The organism is Gordonia sp. WA4-43 (assembly GCF_020520305.1).
GTDB classification, from domain to species: domain Bacteria; phylum Actinomycetota; class Actinomycetes; order Mycobacteriales; family Mycobacteriaceae; genus Gordonia; species Gordonia hongkongensis.
Map to the genome: position 1 here is coordinate 4,098,561 of NZ_CP084736.1, position 18,063 is coordinate 4,116,623.

Sequence of the window (18,063 nt, forward strand, 5' to 3'; positions counted from 1 at the left end):
CGTGACGCTCTACTACGGAGACTGCGTCAGCGTCATGGAATCGATCGGCGACCAGAGCGTCGACACCGTGCTCACCGACCCGCCGTACTCGTCAGGCGGGCGACGCGAGAACTCTCGATCGCTGCGGAAATCGATGACGCGTGGCACCTCCGACGACGAATGGATTCGCGGAGACGCGATGAGCACCAACGGATTCATGCATCTAATACGGCTCTGCGGTATCGAGTGGCGGCGAATCCTCAAGCCAGGTGGACACGCTCTCGCATTCATCGATTGGCGCATGGCCGCAGCCCTAGCCGCGTCGCTGGAAACTGCCGACCTGCGGCAACACCCGATCCTGGTGTGGGACAAGCAGAGGCTCGGCATGGGTGCGGTGTTCCGTAATCAGCACGAGTTCATTGTGCACATGAGCGCGGGGAATCCGACTCCACCTTTGCGACGCGACGTGCCAAACGTGATCGGCGTACCTCCTGTGCGCGGCGGTGACCATCCGACTGAGAAGCCGGAACCCCTATTGAGAACGCTCCTTTCGGTAGTCGCAGCATCAGGGTCGGTAGTCCTCGATCCCTTCGCTGGCAGTGGCGCAACACTTGCCGCGGCACAGTCCCTCGGCATGAAGTCGATCGGCATCGAGGCGGACGAGAGGTACTGCGAAGTCATCGCGGACCGGATGAGCAGACAGAAGATGTCCCTGTTCGGCGGTTCGTCGTGATCCGCCTCTACGTGTGGTGGTTCGACGGTCTGTGGCGGCACACCGTATGCCACAACCCGACCAACCTGCTGGACCGCATGTTGCAGGCAGCGGGCCACGAAACCCAAATCATCGAAGGAACACCAGGATGACCGAACGACCGCGTGTTGAGATCATCGAGCAAGCTATCCGCAGTCACTCCGCCAACGACTGGCTGAACTTGACTGGGCCAATCGACCTTGTGCCTGGACTCGCCCGCGCCATCGACTGCGGGATCGACGCCGCCGAGAGCGAAGGTCAGGCGGCGAAAACCCCTCTGCCTGAACCGGATGCCACCAACCCCGACCATGTCTCATTCGCCGCCGAGATCGTCGGGAAGACCCACCCGAAAGCGGGCTACCGGGCCGAATTGAATGACATCGCACGACGACTGGATTCCGAACAGGCTGCCGAGCGGGAACGGGAACAACGCATCGAGCAGGCGGCACGGGCGATCCTCGACTTCGAGAACAGCCAGTTCGATCATCAAGCAGGCGTGATCCCCGACATCGCACCGATTGACTACGCCCGTGCTCTTGATGCTGCTGGTCTGCTTCGGGGTGGTGGTCGGGGTGAGTAGCGATCCCGCCGAGGAAGCCGCCAAACGAGCATGTGAACCTCACGGAGTATCCCCCTACGTCGGCCCAGGGCGATACGCGATGCGTGGTGCCCGTGAAGCCCTCGAACCTCTGAAGCAGCTGCACCGGAAAGTCACCAAAGATGTGTGGTGGCACCGAGACCCCGGTTCTCCTACGACGTACGCAGCTTGCTCAGGATGTCCGGTCGACGTTCGTTGGCCCTGTGCCACAGCCAAACTCGTCTACCCCGCCGAGGAGCTGACATGACCGCCCCCAACCTCAAACAGATCATCGCCGAGCACCGGTATCGCGAAGACATCGGCCGAGACTGTGAATGCGGCTACGCGACCGACGGTGTCAATTTCACCGCCGACTGGGCCACTCATGTGGTTGCCGCTATCCGTGACAGCGGCTACACCGTCATCGCACTACCCGAAGCGACCTACGGCGACGGAACGCGAATCGCATTCGCGTACAGCGAACCGCGAAGGGCTGACATCTCCTGCACTCGTTGCCTCCGCGAGATTGAAGCGTATGGGCAACTTGTCCATCGGGGACTGGTCGCGGGTCACGCATGGCGACATGTCGATGACAAATCCACGACCTGCCTCAGCTTGTACCCGACGGGCAACTGCCGCCCGTACGACGACTACGACGCTGACCGGATGCTCGCCGAAAGGAACACACAATGACCGACGACTTCAAGCCCGGCGACCGCGTATTCATCTGGGACTCACCCGACATGCAGGGCGTGGTCATCGAAGTGATGGACCACCGCACACGGGTGCGCCGAGACGACGGCTCCGAAAACTTCTGGTACACAGCCGACCTTGAACTCATCTCCGAGGTATCCGATGACTGACGATGTGCGGGCCGACGCCCGCCGACTTCTGCTGAAGCACACAGACAAGTCCGACCTGAGTCTCGATGCCCCGACAAGCCTCGATGACATCCGTGAGCGGTTGGCGAGGTGCACGCACGGATGCCGTTGCGACGACGGCGATCACGAGAACGCGGTCCACGATCTCGCCAGTTCGGACGTCCCCGTGTTGCTGGCTGCATTCGAGGACGCCCTCGCTGTCATCGCCAACATCCGGGAACAAGCCACCGACGTCGACCAGGACGGCGGACACAGCGGACCCTCACTCGCCCGCCACATCCTCAACATCATCGGCGGTGAAGCATGAGCGACAGACCTATTGAACTGGCCTACTTCGCCGAATGGCTTGCCAGCGGCGAACGTGGCACATCATCCGAAACGATCGTCTCCGCAGTGACTGGAAAGCCCGTCGGCCGGTACCGAAACATCGACTACCCCCACGACCCCGCCGACCTTCGCCGCTGCATGCAACTACTCGACGCCTACCCGCACGCCCGCCGAGTCTTCAAGCCCGCAGTCCGCAAACTGTCGTACACGTGGGCGCGCATGGCCAACCGCTGGGAAGAGATGGAAGACCTTCTGCGCGAGGAGATGGCGACCAGCACTGACGGTAAGGCACCGCGAACGTATGCGCTGATGCGGGAGATCAGAGGCATCTGCCTGGAGTGTGATCAGCACTCCACACATTGCCGATGCGGTGGTGTGTCGTGATTGCCGCCGTCATCCTCTGCACCCTCCTCACCCTCGCCGGCGTCTGCGTCTGGCGATGGAACAACGCCCGTAATCAGCGGCCAGAGGAACACAACCAGGTCACCGGGCGGGGGAGGCAAGCATGAGCACCAGCGAACAGGTCGCGGCCCGCCGGCAGAAAGTCGCCGAGCTCACCAAACAGGGATGCTCCACCACGCATATCGCCGGCATCTTCAGCGTCACGCCCGACACCATCCGCCGAGACCGCAGAGCCCTCGGCATCAGCCAAGGCCGCGCACCCGACCTCACTGAACAGCAACTCGACACCGCCCGCCGACTCCTCGCCGACGGCTGCTCCTACCGCGAAGCCTCCCGAACCATCGGCTGCGCCCACGAAGCCCTACGCCGGCACTTCCCCGGCCAAGGCTGGACGCTGTCACAGAGCGCGAGTTGGGGCATGTACATCCGAAAGCACGCCTCATGAGCCGGTCCCGCGGCATCATCGCCGACCGCATCGCCCAACGACAAATCCGCGTCGGCCTCCTCGCACACGCCGGCATACCCGTCAAACAGATCGCCAAGGAAGTCGGCTGCCCTATACGCACCGTCCGCGACGACCTCGAAGCCATGGACATGCTCCCACCCAGGCGACCCGGCAGACCACGGAAGGAGAAGTGATGGTGTGGCACGCAATTGACGGGACAGAAGGCCGCTATCAGGTCTCGCCCAAGGGTGAGATTGAAGGACCACGTGGTCCGCTGACGCCGTGGGTCGGCGACGCCGGCGGCCACCTTCATGTAGACCTACCGGGCCGGCGCGAGTACGTGCACCGCCTCGTCGCCGCAGCGTTCATCGGTCCATGCCCAGACGGCCTCGAAGTCCGCCACCTGAACGGCAATCCGGCAGACAACCGCGTAGAGAACCTCGCCTACGGCACCCGGTCGCGGAACGTGCTCGACGCCGTACGGCACGGCACCTACCGAAACGCCAACGCCGAGAAGACGACGTGCAAACGCAACCACCCATACGACGCCGCAAACACCTACCGAGACCCGTCCGGTCGACGTCGGTGCAGGGCGTGCAGGAAGGGGCAGTGATGGCCCGCATCCGAGCGATCAAACCCGAGTTCTGGTCATCCCCAAACCACCCCGTCGACCCGTGGACACGCCTGCTGTACATCGCGATGTGGAACTGGGCAGACGACGCCGGTGTGGGGACCGCGAACCTGAAAGAGTTGGCTGGTTTCGCCTTCCCGAACGACGACCAGATTGATGTCGGCGCAATGCGCCGTATGTGCGCCGACATTGCGGCGCACTATGGCGCGCAGTTCTACATGGTTGGCGGCAGGCCGTACTTCTCGATCCCGGCGTGGCGTGAGCACCAGAAGTTCGATAAGCGAAGGGACGGCCGTCACCCGGGTCCAGAGCAGGCCGAATCTTGGCTCTACCAGGGCGAACAGGACGAGTCGGCGCAATGCCCGCGCACTGCGCCGACACTGCGCCCACATGACGGCGCACCGCCCGCGCCGGAAGTAGGAACAGGGGAACCTAGGAACATAGGAACTGGGAACCCTCCCGCAGTTTCAGAGGTAACTCACCACGGCGGCCGCGAAGTCGCGCAGCGCGGGACGCGGGCATCGAGGCGCATCGCGGATCTCAACGCGACGTCGCGCAGCGCCGAGGCCGACCGGTTCGCAGCAGAGTTCAACCGGTGGGCTGGTGGTGGCATCCCCTCACAGATGCGCATCGAAATCGCCCAAGAGGTCGACCAGCTCATCGCCGACGGCATCTCGCCTCACCAGATCGCCGAAGGCGTCAAGGCGTGGCACAGCTCGGATCGCGTCTACCCGTCACAGATCCCCGCGTTCGTCGCCAAGGCCGCCCGGATCGCCGAGCCGCAGTCGAAGCCCACCAAGGCGACGCTGCGCGCCGTCGACACCCTGGCCGCCACCGAGGCGCTCATCGCCGAGTTCCAGGAGACCGCATGACCACGCCATCCGCAGACGCGATCCGCGCCGCCGGCACCGCGCTTGCCCGGGCCGAGATCTTCGACGACCGCGTGACTGCCGACAAGGCACGCATCGCCGCGTGGGCCGAAGCGATGGACCCGCACGGCCTGGACCAGGCCGACGCCATCGCCGCGGCCACCGCCCACTACAGCGCGCCTGGTGCCACGACGGTCCGTGTCGGTGACGTCATCGCCGCAGCCCGCAAGATCCGCGCCGAACGTGCCGAGCGCGAGAAGGGCGAGCAGGCCGCCATCGCCGGACCCGACCGCCAACTCGGCGGCCTCCCGATCGCAGGCGCCAACGGAACGCCCGTGTGGCCGGCCTACGAGCAGCACGGCGCGATCGACCTGCCGTGCCGGACGTGCGACGCCGAGCCGAAGGACGCCTGCGTGAACACCTCGACGGGCCTGACGCGGAAGATTCCGTGCATCTCACGGCTGGCCGACGGCGTGAAGGCGAGTCGGCGATGAGTGCCCGGACGGTATTCGTCGCCGGAGCGCCCGCACCACAGGGCTCGAAGCGTCATGTGGGCCGTGGAGTGCTCATCGAGTCATCCAAGGCCGTCGGGCCGTGGCGTGAGCGCATCGCAGTGGCCGCTCATTCGCACGCTCGCGGACTTTTATCCGGTCCGGTAGCACTGACCCTCGACTTCGTGATGCCGCGCCCCAAATCGGCTCCCAAGCGTTCGACGCCTCCCGCGGTGAAGCGACCCGACATCGACAAGCTCGCCCGAGCCGTCCTCGACGCACTCACCGACGTGTGGCTCGCCGACGACTCGCAGGTGGTCTCGCTGCACGCCACCAAGCGCATCGCCGAGATCGGGGAGGCCGCGGGGGTGCGCATCACCGCCGAGGCGCCCACCCACTGCATCGCCTGCCGCACCGACAACCCACCGCTCCGACCCGCCGGGTGCGGGCCGGAATGCATCGAGGAGGAGACAGGACATGCCTGAATCGGTTGAAGGAGTAGCCGTGGAGACGATTTCGCGCCTAGTTGGTGTCCAAGTACCCGAGAACGCAATCCGGTGTGGCTGTGGCGAGTGGTGGACTGGCCTTGCCGCCGCGCACTGCGCAGGGTGCCACCTGACGTTCACCTCGGTCTCAGGCTTCGTGACCCACCGCCGGGGCGGCCGCTGCGAGGTCCCCGCCGACATCGGCATGGTGCCCGCCGATCGCAAGTACGCCGCATGGTCCATGCCCGGCACGTGGTCCGGACCCGAGGCTGACGCATGACCAACACCTGCACCCGCTGCACCCGCCCCGCCGAGCTGTACCTGTGCTGGCCGTGCGCAACCGCGCTGTGCCGCACCCTCGAACAGGTGCCGTGGCTGTCGAACAAGCTCATCCTCACCGCCAATGGCGGACCCTCGCTGAACAAGCTCGACGAGCGCAGATTCTTCGAGGCGCGCGGCCCGATCCCTGAAGACGAGATGGAGTCGCCCGTGCCGTGGCGGGCGTCGGCGTCGAACCGGTTGCGGGACTTGCGGACCGTGCTCACCTGGTGGGTCCGCGACATCTGCGACACCGCCGACATCCGCTTCGAGGTCGTCGGGGCGTCGCGGGTCTACGGGCCACTCCCCGAGGGCGTCCGGCGCATCCCCGAGGGCTACGTCGCGACGACGACTGACCTCTCCCGGTGGCTCGCACACCATTTCGTGACGTTCATGCACCGCGAGGATGGCGCACGGGCGGCCCACGAGATCCACACCGCGTTCGAGCAGGGCATCGAGGCGATCAACCGCCGCGACCAGGGCATCTACGTCGGCCCGTGTCCCACGATCGTCGGCGTTGAGCCGGACGGGAAGACGCCGACACGGTGCCGGGAGGCGCTGTACGCCCGCCGCGAGGAGGACGGCGACCCGAAGCCACACGTCACGTGCTGGAAGTGCCGCCAACGCCACGACGTCGACAAGCTGCGCGACCGGATCTGGGCGCAGGCCGAGAACTTCCTGCTGACCGGTGCCGAGATCCTGCGGGTGATGAACGAACTCGGCGAGCGCATCCCGAAGTCGCGGTTCTACGAGTGGCGCAAGTCCCGCGCCATTCAGCCGCGGGGCTGGAAGTCCTCGGACGGGCAGATCACGCAGCGGGTGACGCCTGGTGCGAAGCCGGTGTTTGCGCTGGCCGAGGTACGAGAATTGGCGGCGACGGAAGGGGTGACGGCGTGAGCGTTGACCCCGTGTCGCACTTGCTCTCGACCAGGCAATTCGTTGTGTAGACTCCTCGGTGACCGCTGACCGACGCTGCCCAAAAGCCGTCGGGACAGCGGTTTCGTCTCTCACAGACCCCCGTCACAGCGCTCGGAAAACAGGCGCATCCCCCCCCCCCGCGTTGGACCCCCTCTGGGCCGGATTCCCTTCGGTTGGTCAGCTGCTCCGGGCGCTGTGACGGGCACCCACTTTCGAGGAGGTCGGGATGCCTGAGTTCATCGCCCGCACCGACCCCGACTCCACCAGCGGCCGCACCGGACCCGGACGATGGGCGATCGTCATGACGCCCGTACCCGGCGTGCTGTGGACCAACGACACCGATGCCGTCGGCTTCGTCGCGATCGGCCAGGTCGCCGACACGATCTTCGACTCGACCAACATCGACGAGCTGATCCAGATGGGTGTCGACGCCGGACGCAGCGCCACCGAGGTCTTCGACACCAACGCCGCCACCTACGGGAAGTCGCTCAGCGAAGGCGAACTCACCAACTGGGGACGTCCGTCGACCCGGCTCAACCTCGAGGTGCCGCCGCGACTGACGAAGCGTGAAATCCTCGACATGACAGCCGGGCCCGAGCAGTGAAGCTCCGTCCCGCTCAGCGTCGTGAAGCCCTCGCGAAGATGGGCAACGGCTACCAGAAGCAGATGTTCCTACTCGGCCTGCGACTTCAGGCCGCCGCCCGCGAGCCGATGACCGCCGAACAACAGCGGCGCATCCAGTCCGAACTACAGCCCGCCGTCGAACGCATCAAGGCCAACCAGACCCGAGCCAACCAGCGCGGCCTCCTCGCGCTCCAGGTGCAGCGAGCAACATCGATCTTCTACGACATCATGGGCGACGACTGGCACCCGCGGCCGGACAACCCCGTCCAGCGCGAGTGCATGGCCGACCTACAAACCTCGTTCTGATGCCCACCGCGCCCGGTCGCGTCTGCAACCGATGCCGCAAGGCGATCCCGGCGGGGCAGAAGCGGTGCGAGTGCCGGCCAGCCTTCGAGGGCAGCTCGTGGACCGGCGGCAGTACCCGGCGGTGGCGGCGACTACGCGCACAGCAACTCCACGACCACCCGATCTGCCAGTGGCCCGGATGCACCAGGCTCGCCAAGCAGGTCGATCACGTCCACAACCTCGCCTCCGGTGGGGACATGTACGACGGACCGCTCCAATCGCTCTGTGAGCCCCATCATCGCGCCAAGACGCAGCGTGAGGCCCGCGGCGAGCAACCCCCCTTGCCGCGCACCTGAGCGGGCATAACGCGCTTTCCCCCGGCGGTGTCCGCCCCCGGCCACGGTAGCGATCCAGACCCCCCTACCCCCCTCTCACGTCGAAGGAGGCGAGCCAATGCCTGGTCCCGCAGCAGCACCAGCCAGCCTCCGTCTCGTGGGCGGTCGTGCGCCTGGTCGTGACTCGGGTGGCCGCAAGGTCGAGGAGCCGCCACCGTTCGCGCGCCGTACTCCGCAGCCGCCGCCGTGGTTGTCGAGTGAGGCCGCGCAGGAGTGGGCTCGTGTGGTGCCGGAGTTGACGCGCCTGGACCTGCTGAAGGAGTCCGATCGCGCTGCGTTGACGGCGTACTGCGAGACGTGGGCGACGTGGGTCGATGCGATGCGTGATGTGCGTGCCAACGGTTTCACGGTCGAGAACTCGTCGATACGCAAGGATGGCAGCGAGTCGACGTGGGTGACGAAGAACCCGGCGGTCGCGGTCATGGAGACTGCGGCGACTCACCTGCGCCAGTATGCGCAGGAGTTCGGACTGACGCCGTCGGCTGAGTCGAAGCTGGTCGGCCTCGCGGATCGTGGCAGCTCCGACGATGGCGACGATCCGTTCGAGTGACCGATGGCCGAGTGGTCAGACCTCGACAACGCTGACCTCGACCGGCTGAAGATCAGCCCTGAGGTTGCGTGGTACTGCGAGGACCGGGGCATCGGGGTGCCTGACTGTCCGCCCTTGATCAAGACGCCTGAGCCTCGCGATGAGCCTGGTGCCGCGTTCGACCCTGAGCGGGTCGACAAGGTGCTGGCTGTGTTCGCCTCGTTGCAGCACACGAAGGGCAGGCTGGCGGGTAAGCCACTGAAGCCTGACCCGTGGCAGGTGGTGTACATCCTGGCCCCGGTGTTCGGGTGGGTGCATCACGACGACGACCTCGGCATGTGGGTGCGCATCATCCGCACGCTGTATGTGGATCTCCCTCGCAAGAACGGGAAGGCGCTCGACGTCGACACTCCGATCCTGACTGATCGTGGTTGGTTGACGATGGCAGACGTCAAGGTGGGCGATCGGGTGCATGGGCCGGATGGCCTGTTCACTGAGGTTGTCGCGACGTCTGCGGTGATGCAGGACCGCCGATGCTACGAGGTGGAGTTCTCCTCGGGGCAGAGGATCGTCGCTGATGCTGACCATCTGTGGACACTGCATGATCGCTGGCGCAAGCGCGAGGTGACTGTCGATACCGAGACGGTCGCCGGCAACTACCTGATCGGCAACCGCGAGACGCAACGTGAGCGGCGCTATTCGGTGGCCGCGCCTGACCAACTGCAGCGCCCGGATTTGGATCTGCCCATCGACCCGTATCTTCTCGGGGCGTGGCTCGGTGATGGGCACACTGCGATCGGACGCATCACTGGTGTCGACCCTGAGGTGATCGAGGCGTTCGCAGAGCAATACACGGTTCGGCGTACCGGATCGTCGGCGTGCACGTGGTCGATCAACGGCGGGTTCACGACGGCGCTGCGGAGGCTCGGTGTGCTGGGCGACAAGCACGTACCTGAGTCGTACCTGGTGTCATCGGCTGCTCAGCGCCTCGAGCTACTGCGCGGGCTGATGGACACCGACGGATGCGTGACAGCGTCGGGGCCTGGACGTATTCCGCGCTGCGAGTTCACCTCGACGAACAAGGCGCTTGCCGACGCGGTGTTGTATCTGACGCGGTCGCTGGGCTGGAAGTCGGCGATGATCTCGGGTCGGGCCACACTGTACGGCAAGGACTGTGGCGCGAAGTATCGGGTGATGTGGACGGCGCACAGCGAGCAGTCGCCGTTCCGGCTGGCCCGCAAGACCGAGCGGCTGCGTCCGGAGAGCGCGACACGATCGCGGGCCCGCACGATGCAGGTGGTCTCGGTGCGCAAGGTTGCTTCACGGGCGACGCGCTGCATCCAGGTCGCGCGGCCGGACGGTCTGTACCTCGCCGGAGATGGTCTTGTGCCGACGCACAACTCGACATTGTCGGGCGGGATCGGGATCTACCTGACGTGTGCCGACAACGAAGAGGGCGCGCAGGTGGTAGCCGCGGCTACTCGGCTCGAGCAAGCGCAGTTCGTGTTCGCCCCGATCAAGCAGCTCGCCGAGAAGTCGCCACGTCTGCGCAAGCACACGAAGGCGTTCAAGAATAAGATCGTCCATAAGCGGACTGGCTCGTACCTCCAGGCAGTCGCCAACGCTGGTGACGCTCAGCACGGCGCGGACCTACACGGCGGGATCATCGACGAGCTGCACCTGCACAAGACGAACGATCTGGTGGAGGCGTTGGAGACGGGCACGGGCTCACGGGCCCAACCGCTCATCACCTTCATCACCACCGCGGATGCATCGAAGAAGGACACACCGTACGACCGCAAGCGAAAGCTCGTGGAGCAGTTGGCACGCCGGGTGCTGAAGGACCCGACGGTGTACGGCGTGGTGTGGGGCGCTGAGGTCGACGACGATCCGTTCTCCGAGGAGACGCAACGCAAGGCGAACCCGGGTTTCGGGATCTCGCCGACGCGGGCGTTCCTGCGGCAGGCCGCAGCGAAGGCTCAGCAGTCCGAGGTGGAGAAGGCGTCGTATCTGCGTCTACACCTGGGCATCCGGACCAAGCAGCAGTCGAAGTTCCTCAACGTCGACCGCTGGGACGACAACGCCTCGATGGTGCTGGAGTCGCGGCTGAAGGGCCGGGCCTGTTTCGGCGGGCTGGATCTCGCGGCGACCTCGGACCTCTCGGCGCTGTGCTGGGTGTTCCCCGACGACGAGTTCAAGACCTTCGATCTGCTGTGGCGGCTGTGGACGCCCGAGGCGAACGTGGAGAGCCTGGACGCGCGCACAGCCGGCATGGCGTCGATCTGGGCGAAGAACGGCGTACTGACGGTCACCCCGGGCAATGTGGCCGACTACGACTTCATTCAGGCCCAGGTGAAGCGCGACTCCGAGGTCTTCGATGTCCGCGAGGTCGCCTACGACCGCTGGAACTCCACGCAGTTGGTGAACAACCTGCTGTCCGATGGGGCGCCGATGGTGACGATGGGCCAGGGTTTCGCGTCGATGAGTTCGCCGACGAAGGAGCTTCAGCGCCTCGTGCTGCTGGGTACGCCCGAGGCGCCGATACTGCGGCACGGCGGCAACCCGGCGATGCGGTGGATGGTTGACAACTTCGCTGTGGTGATGGACCCGGCAGGAAATGTGAAGCCGGACAAGGCGAACGCGGCGGACAAGATCGACGGCGTCGTGGCGCTGATCATGGGCCTCTCGCGTGCGATCGAGGCTCGACCCGAAGGCGAGAGCGCCTACAAAGACCACGACCTGATGATCGTCTGAGAGGTGGGCAGGTGGACATTCTCGGCTACGTCGTGCATCAGCGCGTGGTGATCAACCTGAAGTCCGGGACCGCGGTGATCGGCGTGGTGACGGCGCGCAAGCGCACGTTCTGTGTGGTGCGTGACGCCCAGGTGGTCGAGCCCGGATCGAATCCCGTACGCGCCGACGGCGAGGTGCTCGTGGACCGCGCTGAGATCGACTACATCCAGATACCCGAGAGGCGGTGACAGCCGGTGGTTCTCGTCTCTGAGGGCGCATTGCAGGGCCTCTCGAAGCCTGGCGTTCCTGTATCCGCCCCGAAGCTCGACGTGTCGACGCCGGTGGTGTTCACGAATGCCTCCAACGTCGACTACCTCGAGCTGTGGCGCAAGCAGCGCGCTGTGCGGACGACGGTGTCGTTCCTGGCGCGTAACGTCGCCCACCTCGGACTGCACGCCTTCCGCCGGAAGGGTGACGCCGACCGGGAGCGGCTCGACGACCACCCGCTCGCCGCACTGATGCGCCGGCCGAACCCGATCACCACGCGCTACCGGCTGATGGACGCGACGGTGCATGATCTCGCGATCTTCGATCGGGCGTACTGGCTGAAGGCCGGCACCCCGCAGATGCCCGCGGTCATCCGTATCCCGCCGACCCTGGTCACACCCAAGGGCGACAACTGGCTCACCCCCGAGGTGTTCGAGGTGAAGGGCACGAAGAGCAAGACGGAGTTCAAGCGCGAGCAGCTGGTGTACTTCCGCGGCTACGGCGGCGGCGAGGACTTCGGCACGTCGCCGCTGGAGTCGTTGCGACAGATGCTCTTCGAGGAGCACGCGGCCTCTCAGGCGCGCTCAGAGATCCTGCGCAACGGCGCCCGAGTCTCGGGGTACCTCGAGCGCCCGAAGGACGCCGGCCGCTGGGACGCCGACGACCGCGAGCGGTTCGCGAAGTCGTGGCGCGCACAGTACGTCGGCAGTGGGCCACAGGCTGGCGGTACGCCGATTCTCGAGGACGGCATGACGTTCAAGGATGCCACCCAGTCGTCGCGGGACCTTCAGTACATCGAGGCTCGGAAGCTGACCCGCGAAGAGGTCGCCGCGGTCTACTTCGTGCCGCCGCCGATGGTGGGCATCCTCGACAAGGCGACGTTCTCCAACATCACCCAGCAGCACAAGATGCTGTACCAGGACACTCTCGGGCCGTGGCTGACGATGATCGCCGACGAGATCGCATTGCAGCTGATCCCGGACATCGCACCGACCGAGGCTGACGAGCTGTACGTCGAGTTCAACCTGCGCGAGAAGATGTCCGGCAACTTCGAGCAGCGCGCCGCGTCGGTCCTCTCGGCCGTCGGCGGGCCGTACATGACCATTAACGAGGCCCGCGCACTGGACAACCGGCCACCGATCGAGGGCGGCGACGAGCTGATCCGACCCCTGAACGTGACGCAGAACGGCGATCAGAACCCCATCCCTGCCGAGGACGGCCAGGCCCCGTCTCTCACGCCGGTCGATGACGAGAACGAAGGCGACGAAGACGACCAGGAGGACGACGCCGCATGAAGAAACGCACCGCTGGCCCCGGTCAGATCAACGTCAAGACCCGATTCAAGGCGGGACCGGATGCCGGTCTCGCTGAGGGTGAGTTCTTCGCCTACGCAAGCGTTTTCGGCAACGTCGACTCCTACGGCGAGGTCGTGCAGAAGGGGGCGTTCGCCGACTCGCTGGCCGACTGGGCCAAGGGCGACAACCCGATTCCGCTCTTGTGGGGCCACAATTTCGCCGATCCGGACTATAACCTCGGCTACGTCAAGGAGGCCGTCGAGGATGACCGCGGGTTGAAGGTCCACGCGGTGCTCGACATGGAGTCTCCGAAGTCGGCGCAGGTGTACCGGCTACTGAAGTCCGGTCGCGTGGCGCAGATGTCGTTCGCCTTCGACGTCGAGAGGGAAACCTACGTCGAGGCCGAGGCGGTCGATAACGGCGACGGCACGAAGACGGTCACCCCGGGCTACTGGTCGCTGGAGCAGCTGAAGATCCACGAGGTTTCGGTGGTGCCACTCGGCGCGAACCAGGAGACCGAAGTGCTGGCGGTGAAGTCGGCGGCAGACTCGCTGCGGGCGAAGGCGGGCAAGGTGCTCTCGGCGAAGAACGAGGGCGTCATCCGCGACAGCATCGAGCGCCTGGAGACGACGCTCGACGAGCTGAAATCGATACTTCCGGCCGACGATCCCGACGACGAGGGTTCGGACGGCGACGGAGAAGAAGACCAGGACCAGACCAGCGGGAAGGGAACCGCCCCCGGCGACGCCAAGTCGGCCGGCCAGGCCACGCCCGATCGCCCGTCCGTCTCCCTGGCGACGTTGGACGCGCTCGACCTCGAAATCGCTGTCAGCGCATAACACCTCACCAAGGAGACACACATGAGCAAGCTGCTCGCACTGAAGGATGCCGCCGAAGCCGCGGCGAAGGCCGCCCGGGCGATCGCGGAGAAGGCAGACGCCGAGGGCCGCGACATGACCGAGGCCGAGCGGAAGGGCTTCGACACCGAGCTGGCGAAGGGCCGCGATCTCGTCGAGAAGTTCAAGACGGCGAAGGCCGACCAGGAGGTCATCGACTCCGCGATGGGCCTGGCCGATCAGATCGGGCCCGAGGCGAAGGGCGACCTGAAGGAGCAGAACGGGCAGATCCCCGTCCGCGAGCGCGTCAAGTCGCTCGGCCTCCAGATCACCGGGTCGGACGAGTACAAGGCCCTGATGAAGAGCTTCCCCGAGGGTCGCATCCCGGCGAAGTCGCGAGTCCAGTCGAACCCGATCGCGGTCAAGGGTCTGTTCACCGGCGCCAGCTCCACCAGCGGCGGCGCGTTCGTCACCAACGAGCGCACCGACATCGTGGAGATGCTCGGCCGCAAGGAGCTGACCATCCGCGACCTCGTCTCGGTGCGCCAGACCGGCTCCGACACCGTCGAGTTCGTCAAGCAGACCAGCCACACCAACGCCGCCGCGGTGGTGCCGGAAGCCACCAGCTCGGCCGCCCCCACGGCGCCCGGTACGGCCGGCGCGCTGGTGAACAACGCCGGTGGCGGCTACAAGCCCGAGGGCTCGTGGGCCTTCGAGGTCGCGACGGCGGTCGTCAAGACCATCGCCGAGTGGGTGCCGGCCACCCGCCGCGCGCTGGCCGACGTCGCGCAGCTCGAAGGGCTGATCAACGACGAACTGGCGCTCGACGTCAAGGAGGCCGAGGAGGATCAGGTCCTCAACGGAAACGGCTCGGGTGAGAACTTCACCGGCATCAACGCCACGTCGGGCATCCAGACCCAGGCGTGGGCGACCGACCTGTTCACCACCACCCGCAAGGCGATCACCAAGGCCCGCACCGTGGGCCGCGTGAACCCGACCGCGTGGGTGCTGAACCCGGCCGACGCTGAGGTGCTCGACCTCCAGAAGGACGGCGAGAACCGCTACTACTTCGGCGGGCCGTTCGCCATCGCCAACAAGACCCTGTGGGGCATCCCCGTGGTCGAGTCGGAGAGCCAGGCAGCCGGAACCGGCCTGCTCGGCGACTTCAGCAAGGCGGTCATCTGGGATCGGGAGCAGACCACGATCACGATGACGGATTCGCACGCGGACTTCTTCATCCGCAACATGATCGCGATCCTCGCCGAGGAGCGGCTGGCGTTCGGCGTCACCCGCCCGACCGCGTTCGTCTCGGTCGATCTCACCGCCTGATCGATGGCACTGATCAGTTCCGGCACGGTGGGCGGCTCGTCTACCCACCGTGCCGGTTCTGGCCCGAAGGAGGACGACATGGCGATCGACATCGACAACCCCGAGACGCCGAGAGGTAACACCGTGGGCACGAAGAGCTACGACGTGGTGATCAACGGCGTCGAGACGACCCTGAAGCTGTCCGACGCCGATGCGAAAACTCGTGGCCTGCTGAAGGATGAGCCGAAGAAGGCCGCCGCGAAGAAGGCGACCCCGGCCAACAAGGGCCGCACGCCGTCGAACAAGGCTGCGGGCTGAGCGTGCTCGACTTCGAGGGCCTGCCTCCGCTGGTCGACGTCACCGATCTGTCGACGCCGAGCGGCGACGTGGAGCAGGCCGACCTCGACGCGGTGTGCAACGACATCCGCTATGCCTGCGGGTGGCACATCGCGCCGGTGGTCGCCGACTACGAGATGGTGATCAACGCCGAGGGTGGCACGATCCTCACGGTCCCGTCGCTGAAGATGGCCGAACCGTCGTCGGTGCTTGACGCCAACGGCGGCGAGATCACCGGGTGGTCGTGGTCGTCGAACGGGATCCTCGAGACGCACTGCTGGCCGTCTGGGTTGCGGTCGGTGACGGTCATCGCTGACAGCGGCTTCGAGAAGTGTCCGCCCGCGCTGATCGCGGTCATCGACGACATTCTGGCCGACCGGGCTGGCGTCAAATCCGCCGAGTACAGCCAGATTTCACTCGACGGCGCCTCGCTCACCCGAGAGAACGCCTACGGCAGTGGACCCCGGGGCGCCCAACGAGACCTCATGTCCACCTACGGACACATCCTCGGGCGGTTTGCGATCCGATGAAGAGCCCGTATGCGCCGCTGTTCACCTGGCCGGTGGTTGTCGAGCGCAAGGTCGGCACCAATACCCGCGGCGCGGTGTTCGCCGAGCCGACGACGGTGATGTGCCGGGTGCGCATGGTCTCGCAGGTCGCGACCACCGAATCCGGCGACGAGGTGGTGACGGTCGCTACCGCCTCGTGCCACCCCGACACCCCGCCGATCCCGGTCGGGTCCCGCGCGACACTGCCCGACGCACTGTCTGGCCGCAAAGGTTCGGTGGCCGTTGCGGGCCTACACGACATCGGGATACCCGAGGCGGCGTTCTACCAGTTCCAGATCACAGGAGGTGCGTAGTGGTCGCCCGATGGGATCTGAATGTCGATGTGGCACTGGCGGCGTCGGAAGGTGTACGCCGCGGCGCTGAACTCATCCTTGATGAGGCGAAGTCGCGAACCCCGGTCGACACTGGGATGCTGCGAGACTCGGGCGAGGTCACGGAGATGGGCGGGTCATCGGTCCGCGTCAGATTCCGTGCGCCCCACGCCCACCTTCAGCACGACAAGGACTACGAGCACCCCCGCGGCGGCGAGAAAGAGTTCCTGAAAAACGCCGAGGAGGCCACCCGCTCACAGGTCGAGCAGTTGGTCGCATCGGAGATGCGCACAAGGTTCGGCCGCCGATGACGTTCACGAGCAGCTCCGAGGTGATCGAAGCCTTGGGGCGGAGACTGGCTGCCCTGAACCTGGTCGAGTACCTCGACGACCCGGACGCCGTGTTCGCAGAGGACTCGACGCGCCTGGCGTATGTCGACGGCCTGCTCCCGCCCGAACCGGACTCCTGTGTAGCCGCGATCGTCACCCGCGACGACCGCGAGCGCGACCCCTACAACCCCGACATCGACGTGCGGCTGCGTTTCCGCGCCGCCGCCGGTGCGACCAAGACCGCGGACGACTGGGCTGACGACACCTTCACGGCGTTGCATGTGCCCGATCATGTTGCCCGCAAAGAGATGTGGCCCGGAGGCGTCCGGGTCCTAGATGTCCGCCGGGTCGTGCGGGCGCTGTCCTTCGAGGACTCGAACGGCCGTTCTGTGCGTGCCGACGACTACCGGATAACCCTCAACCCAAGGAGCGAATGATGGCAATTCTCAACCATCCGGACACCTCGGCCCTCGACGCCACTCTCGCGCGGCATTGGGCTGTCCAGGTGTGCAAGTCGACGTCGGACCCCTGGCTGTTCGTCCAGGGCCTCACCGGCGTCAGCCCGAACATGGGCGAGAAGTCGCGCCAGGACGCCGGCGACATGCACGGCGGCAACTACGGCGCGCAGATCGCGACCGAGGCGAACTGGTCGCTGGAACTCACCCTCCAGCGCAAGCTCGACAATGGCGCCCCCGACCCCGGCGTCGAACTCCTGCGCAGCTTGCAGGGCGAACTCGGCGGCGACGAGCTGGTGTGGGTGCGGTTCTGGCGGACCGACGAGCTTCCCGACTCGTACCAGGGTCGCGCGGGCGTCACCTTCGCCAACGCCGCCGGCGACAAGTCGTCGCTGACCGGCGCCACCGTCACACTGACCGGCTACCAGGGCTACACCAAGCCTCCGAAGCCGGGCACCACGCCCGCGGCCACGTCGATCTCGCTGTCGCCGAGCGCGGCAACCATCGACGTCGGCGGCATGGTGCAGCTCATCGTGAAGGACAACAACGGCGACATCCGCACCCGCGAGGCCGAGTTCGAGTCGTCCGGTGCGGCCGTCACCGTCAGCTCGTCGGGTCTGGTGACCGGCGTCTCGGAGGACATCGAGACGATCACCGCGACCCTCGGCGCACTCACCGACACCTGCTCGGTGACCGTCGGCGACGGCACCCCGTAGC

At 66.1% G+C, this 18,063-nt stretch carries 29 protein-coding genes; all 29 read left to right on the plus strand.

Translation table 11 applies throughout. The annotated features are described in order from the left end of the window. The first annotated feature begins 34 nt into the window (after positions 1 to 34). Positions 35 to 712, plus strand: coding sequence for a DNA-methyltransferase (locus tag LEL84_RS18570; RefSeq protein WP_226514355.1), 678 nt, complete (start codon positions 35 to 37; stop codon positions 710 to 712). Then, positions 709 to 843, plus strand: a complete 135-nt coding sequence (locus LEL84_RS24780; RefSeq protein WP_264186683.1) for a hypothetical protein — start codon at positions 709 to 711, stop codon at positions 841 to 843. The genes LEL84_RS18570 and LEL84_RS24780 overlap by 4 nt, the downstream gene beginning before the upstream one ends. Beyond that, complete coding sequence (locus LEL84_RS18575; protein ID WP_226512427.1) at positions 840 to 1,310, plus strand: hypothetical protein; 471 nt, start codon at positions 840 to 842, stop codon at positions 1,308 to 1,310. Before LEL84_RS24780 ends, LEL84_RS18575 begins: the two co-directional genes overlap by 4 nt. A 261-nt stretch (positions 1,311 to 1,571) precedes the next feature. After that, on the plus strand, positions 1,572 to 2,000 hold the full coding sequence (locus LEL84_RS18580) for a hypothetical protein (RefSeq protein WP_226512428.1): 429 nt from the start codon (positions 1,572 to 1,574) through the stop codon (positions 1,998 to 2,000). Further along, the gene (locus LEL84_RS18585; protein ID WP_226512429.1) at positions 1,997 to 2,170 is read left to right on the plus strand and encodes a hypothetical protein; all 174 of its coding nucleotides are present in this window, start codon (positions 1,997 to 1,999) and stop codon (positions 2,168 to 2,170) included. Before LEL84_RS18580 ends, LEL84_RS18585 begins: the two co-directional genes overlap by 4 nt. Continuing rightward, a complete protein-coding gene (locus LEL84_RS18590; RefSeq protein WP_226512430.1) occupies positions 2,163 to 2,495 on the plus strand; it encodes a hypothetical protein in 333 nt (110 codons plus the stop codon). Before LEL84_RS18585 ends, LEL84_RS18590 begins: the two co-directional genes overlap by 8 nt. Next, positions 2,492 to 2,899: a hypothetical protein gene (locus tag LEL84_RS18595; protein WP_226512431.1), complete on the plus strand. Its 408-nt coding sequence runs from the start codon at positions 2,492 to 2,494 to the stop codon at positions 2,897 to 2,899. The genes LEL84_RS18590 and LEL84_RS18595 overlap by 4 nt, the downstream gene beginning before the upstream one ends. A 121-nt stretch (positions 2,900 to 3,020) precedes the next feature. After that, positions 3,021 to 3,362, plus strand: a complete 342-nt coding sequence (locus LEL84_RS18600) for a hypothetical protein (RefSeq protein WP_226512432.1) — start codon at positions 3,021 to 3,023, stop codon at positions 3,360 to 3,362. Further along, entirely contained in the window at positions 3,359 to 3,556 is a 198-nt protein-coding gene (locus LEL84_RS18605) for a helix-turn-helix domain-containing protein (RefSeq protein ID WP_226512433.1), read from the plus strand. Before LEL84_RS18600 ends, LEL84_RS18605 begins: the two co-directional genes overlap by 4 nt. Beyond that, entirely contained in the window at positions 3,556 to 3,975 is a 420-nt protein-coding gene (locus tag LEL84_RS24935) for an HNH endonuclease (RefSeq protein WP_226512434.1), read from the plus strand. Before LEL84_RS18605 ends, LEL84_RS24935 begins: the two co-directional genes overlap by 1 nt. Further along, on the plus strand, positions 3,948 to 4,865 hold the full coding sequence (locus tag LEL84_RS18615) for a hypothetical protein (protein ID WP_226512435.1): 918 nt from the start codon (positions 3,948 to 3,950) through the stop codon (positions 4,863 to 4,865). Before LEL84_RS24935 ends, LEL84_RS18615 begins: the two co-directional genes overlap by 28 nt. Continuing rightward, entirely contained in the window at positions 4,862 to 5,356 is a 495-nt protein-coding gene (locus LEL84_RS18620) for a hypothetical protein (RefSeq protein WP_226512436.1), read from the plus strand. Before LEL84_RS18615 ends, LEL84_RS18620 begins: the two co-directional genes overlap by 4 nt. Further along, positions 5,353 to 5,838, plus strand: coding sequence for a RusA family crossover junction endodeoxyribonuclease (locus LEL84_RS18625; protein ID WP_226512437.1), 486 nt, complete (start codon positions 5,353 to 5,355; stop codon positions 5,836 to 5,838). The genes LEL84_RS18620 and LEL84_RS18625 overlap by 4 nt, the downstream gene beginning before the upstream one ends. Positions 5,839 to 6,114: 276 nt before the next feature. Next, positions 6,115 to 7,053, plus strand: coding sequence for a hypothetical protein (locus LEL84_RS18630; RefSeq protein WP_226512438.1), 939 nt, complete (start codon positions 6,115 to 6,117; stop codon positions 7,051 to 7,053). Between the two features lie 247 nt (positions 7,054 to 7,300). Next, positions 7,301 to 7,678, plus strand: coding sequence for a hypothetical protein (locus LEL84_RS18635; RefSeq protein ID WP_226512439.1), 378 nt, complete (start codon positions 7,301 to 7,303; stop codon positions 7,676 to 7,678). Next, positions 7,675 to 8,004, plus strand: a complete 330-nt coding sequence (locus LEL84_RS18640; RefSeq protein WP_226512440.1) for a hypothetical protein — start codon at positions 7,675 to 7,677, stop codon at positions 8,002 to 8,004. Before LEL84_RS18635 ends, LEL84_RS18640 begins: the two co-directional genes overlap by 4 nt. Continuing rightward, positions 8,004 to 8,339, plus strand: coding sequence for an HNH endonuclease signature motif containing protein (locus tag LEL84_RS18645; protein ID WP_226512441.1), 336 nt, complete (start codon positions 8,004 to 8,006; stop codon positions 8,337 to 8,339). The genes LEL84_RS18640 and LEL84_RS18645 overlap by 1 nt, the downstream gene beginning before the upstream one ends. Positions 8,340 to 8,436: 97 nt before the next feature. Next, entirely contained in the window at positions 8,437 to 8,928 is a 492-nt protein-coding gene (locus LEL84_RS18650) for a phage terminase small subunit P27 family (RefSeq protein WP_226512442.1), read from the plus strand. 3 nt (positions 8,929 to 8,931) lie between these two features. Continuing rightward, complete coding sequence (locus LEL84_RS18655) at positions 8,932 to 11,661, plus strand: terminase TerL endonuclease subunit (RefSeq protein WP_226512443.1); 2,730 nt, start codon at positions 8,932 to 8,934, stop codon at positions 11,659 to 11,661. Positions 11,662 to 11,672: 11 nt separating this feature from the next. Continuing rightward, positions 11,673 to 11,888: a hypothetical protein gene (locus tag LEL84_RS18660; protein WP_226512444.1), complete on the plus strand. Its 216-nt coding sequence runs from the start codon at positions 11,673 to 11,675 to the stop codon at positions 11,886 to 11,888. Between the two features lie 6 nt (positions 11,889 to 11,894). Continuing rightward, positions 11,895 to 13,202: a phage portal protein gene (locus tag LEL84_RS18665; protein ID WP_226512445.1), complete on the plus strand. Its 1,308-nt coding sequence runs from the start codon at positions 11,895 to 11,897 to the stop codon at positions 13,200 to 13,202. Beyond that, the gene (locus tag LEL84_RS18670) at positions 13,199 to 14,041 is read left to right on the plus strand and encodes an HK97 family phage prohead protease (RefSeq protein WP_226512446.1); all 843 of its coding nucleotides are present in this window, start codon (positions 13,199 to 13,201) and stop codon (positions 14,039 to 14,041) included. The genes LEL84_RS18665 and LEL84_RS18670 overlap by 4 nt, the downstream gene beginning before the upstream one ends. 21 nt (positions 14,042 to 14,062) lie before the next feature. Then, positions 14,063 to 15,367, plus strand: coding sequence for a phage major capsid protein (locus tag LEL84_RS18675; protein WP_226512447.1), 1,305 nt, complete (start codon positions 14,063 to 14,065; stop codon positions 15,365 to 15,367). Between the two features lie 78 nt (positions 15,368 to 15,445). Next, a complete protein-coding gene (locus LEL84_RS18680) occupies positions 15,446 to 15,664 on the plus strand; it encodes a hypothetical protein (RefSeq protein WP_226512448.1) in 219 nt (72 codons plus the stop codon). A 2-nt stretch (positions 15,665 to 15,666) separates the two neighbouring features. Further along, positions 15,667 to 16,212, plus strand: a complete 546-nt coding sequence (locus tag LEL84_RS18685; protein WP_226512449.1) for a hypothetical protein — start codon at positions 15,667 to 15,669, stop codon at positions 16,210 to 16,212. Further along, the gene (locus LEL84_RS18690) at positions 16,209 to 16,544 is read left to right on the plus strand and encodes a hypothetical protein (RefSeq protein ID WP_226512450.1); all 336 of its coding nucleotides are present in this window, start codon (positions 16,209 to 16,211) and stop codon (positions 16,542 to 16,544) included. The genes LEL84_RS18685 and LEL84_RS18690 overlap by 4 nt, the downstream gene beginning before the upstream one ends. Before the next feature lie 29 nt (positions 16,545 to 16,573). Continuing rightward, positions 16,574 to 16,873 (plus strand): HK97 gp10 family phage protein, encoded by a 300-nt coding sequence (locus LEL84_RS18695; protein ID WP_226514356.1) that lies wholly within the window; start codon positions 16,574 to 16,576, stop codon positions 16,871 to 16,873. After that, positions 16,870 to 17,328, plus strand: coding sequence for a minor capsid protein (locus LEL84_RS18700; protein ID WP_226512451.1), 459 nt, complete (start codon positions 16,870 to 16,872; stop codon positions 17,326 to 17,328). The genes LEL84_RS18695 and LEL84_RS18700 overlap by 4 nt, the downstream gene beginning before the upstream one ends. Next, positions 17,328 to 18,062 (plus strand): phage tail tube protein, encoded by a 735-nt coding sequence (locus tag LEL84_RS18705; protein WP_226512452.1) that lies wholly within the window; start codon positions 17,328 to 17,330, stop codon positions 18,060 to 18,062. Before LEL84_RS18700 ends, LEL84_RS18705 begins: the two co-directional genes overlap by 1 nt. The last annotated feature ends 1 nt before the right edge of the window (position 18,063 follow it).

Coding starts and splice junctions, on each gene's coding strand:
- LEL84_RS18600 (WP_226512432.1), top strand. CDS start 3,021: ATGAGCACCAGCGAACAGGTCGCGGCCCGCCGGCAGAAAGTCGCCGAG.
- LEL84_RS18680 (WP_226512448.1), top strand. CDS start 15,446: ATGGCGATCGACATCGACAACCCCGAGACGCCGAGAGGTAACACCGTG.
- LEL84_RS18705 (WP_226512452.1), top strand. CDS start 17,328: ATGGCAATTCTCAACCATCCGGACACCTCGGCCCTCGACGCCACTCTC.
- LEL84_RS18625 (WP_226512437.1), top strand. CDS start 5,353: ATGAGTGCCCGGACGGTATTCGTCGCCGGAGCGCCCGCACCACAGGGC.
- LEL84_RS18570 (WP_226514355.1), top strand. CDS start 35: ATGGAATCGATCGGCGACCAGAGCGTCGACACCGTGCTCACCGACCCG.
- LEL84_RS18630 (WP_226512438.1), top strand. CDS start 6,115: ATGACCAACACCTGCACCCGCTGCACCCGCCCCGCCGAGCTGTACCTG.
- LEL84_RS18675 (WP_226512447.1), top strand. CDS start 14,063: ATGAGCAAGCTGCTCGCACTGAAGGATGCCGCCGAAGCCGCGGCGAAG.
- LEL84_RS18645 (WP_226512441.1), top strand. CDS start 8,004: ATGCCCACCGCGCCCGGTCGCGTCTGCAACCGATGCCGCAAGGCGATC.
- LEL84_RS18575 (WP_226512427.1), top strand. CDS start 840: ATGACCGAACGACCGCGTGTTGAGATCATCGAGCAAGCTATCCGCAGT.
- LEL84_RS18635 (WP_226512439.1), top strand. CDS start 7,301: ATGCCTGAGTTCATCGCCCGCACCGACCCCGACTCCACCAGCGGCCGC.
- LEL84_RS18670 (WP_226512446.1), top strand. CDS start 13,199: ATGAAGAAACGCACCGCTGGCCCCGGTCAGATCAACGTCAAGACCCGA.
- LEL84_RS18655 (WP_226512443.1), top strand. CDS start 8,932: ATGGCCGAGTGGTCAGACCTCGACAACGCTGACCTCGACCGGCTGAAG.
- LEL84_RS18580 (WP_226512428.1), top strand. CDS start 1,572: ATGACCGCCCCCAACCTCAAACAGATCATCGCCGAGCACCGGTATCGC.
- LEL84_RS18585 (WP_226512429.1), top strand. CDS start 1,997: ATGACCGACGACTTCAAGCCCGGCGACCGCGTATTCATCTGGGACTCA.
- LEL84_RS18595 (WP_226512431.1), top strand. CDS start 2,492: ATGAGCGACAGACCTATTGAACTGGCCTACTTCGCCGAATGGCTTGCC.
- LEL84_RS24935 (WP_226512434.1), top strand. CDS start 3,556: ATGGTGTGGCACGCAATTGACGGGACAGAAGGCCGCTATCAGGTCTCG.
- LEL84_RS18590 (WP_226512430.1), top strand. CDS start 2,163: ATGACTGACGATGTGCGGGCCGACGCCCGCCGACTTCTGCTGAAGCAC.
- LEL84_RS18650 (WP_226512442.1), top strand. CDS start 8,437: ATGCCTGGTCCCGCAGCAGCACCAGCCAGCCTCCGTCTCGTGGGCGGT.
- LEL84_RS18700 (WP_226512451.1), top strand. CDS start 16,870: ATGACGTTCACGAGCAGCTCCGAGGTGATCGAAGCCTTGGGGCGGAGA.
- LEL84_RS18605 (WP_226512433.1), top strand. CDS start 3,359: ATGAGCCGGTCCCGCGGCATCATCGCCGACCGCATCGCCCAACGACAA.
- LEL84_RS18620 (WP_226512436.1), top strand. CDS start 4,862: ATGACCACGCCATCCGCAGACGCGATCCGCGCCGCCGGCACCGCGCTT.
- LEL84_RS18690 (WP_226512450.1), top strand. CDS start 16,209: ATGAAGAGCCCGTATGCGCCGCTGTTCACCTGGCCGGTGGTTGTCGAG.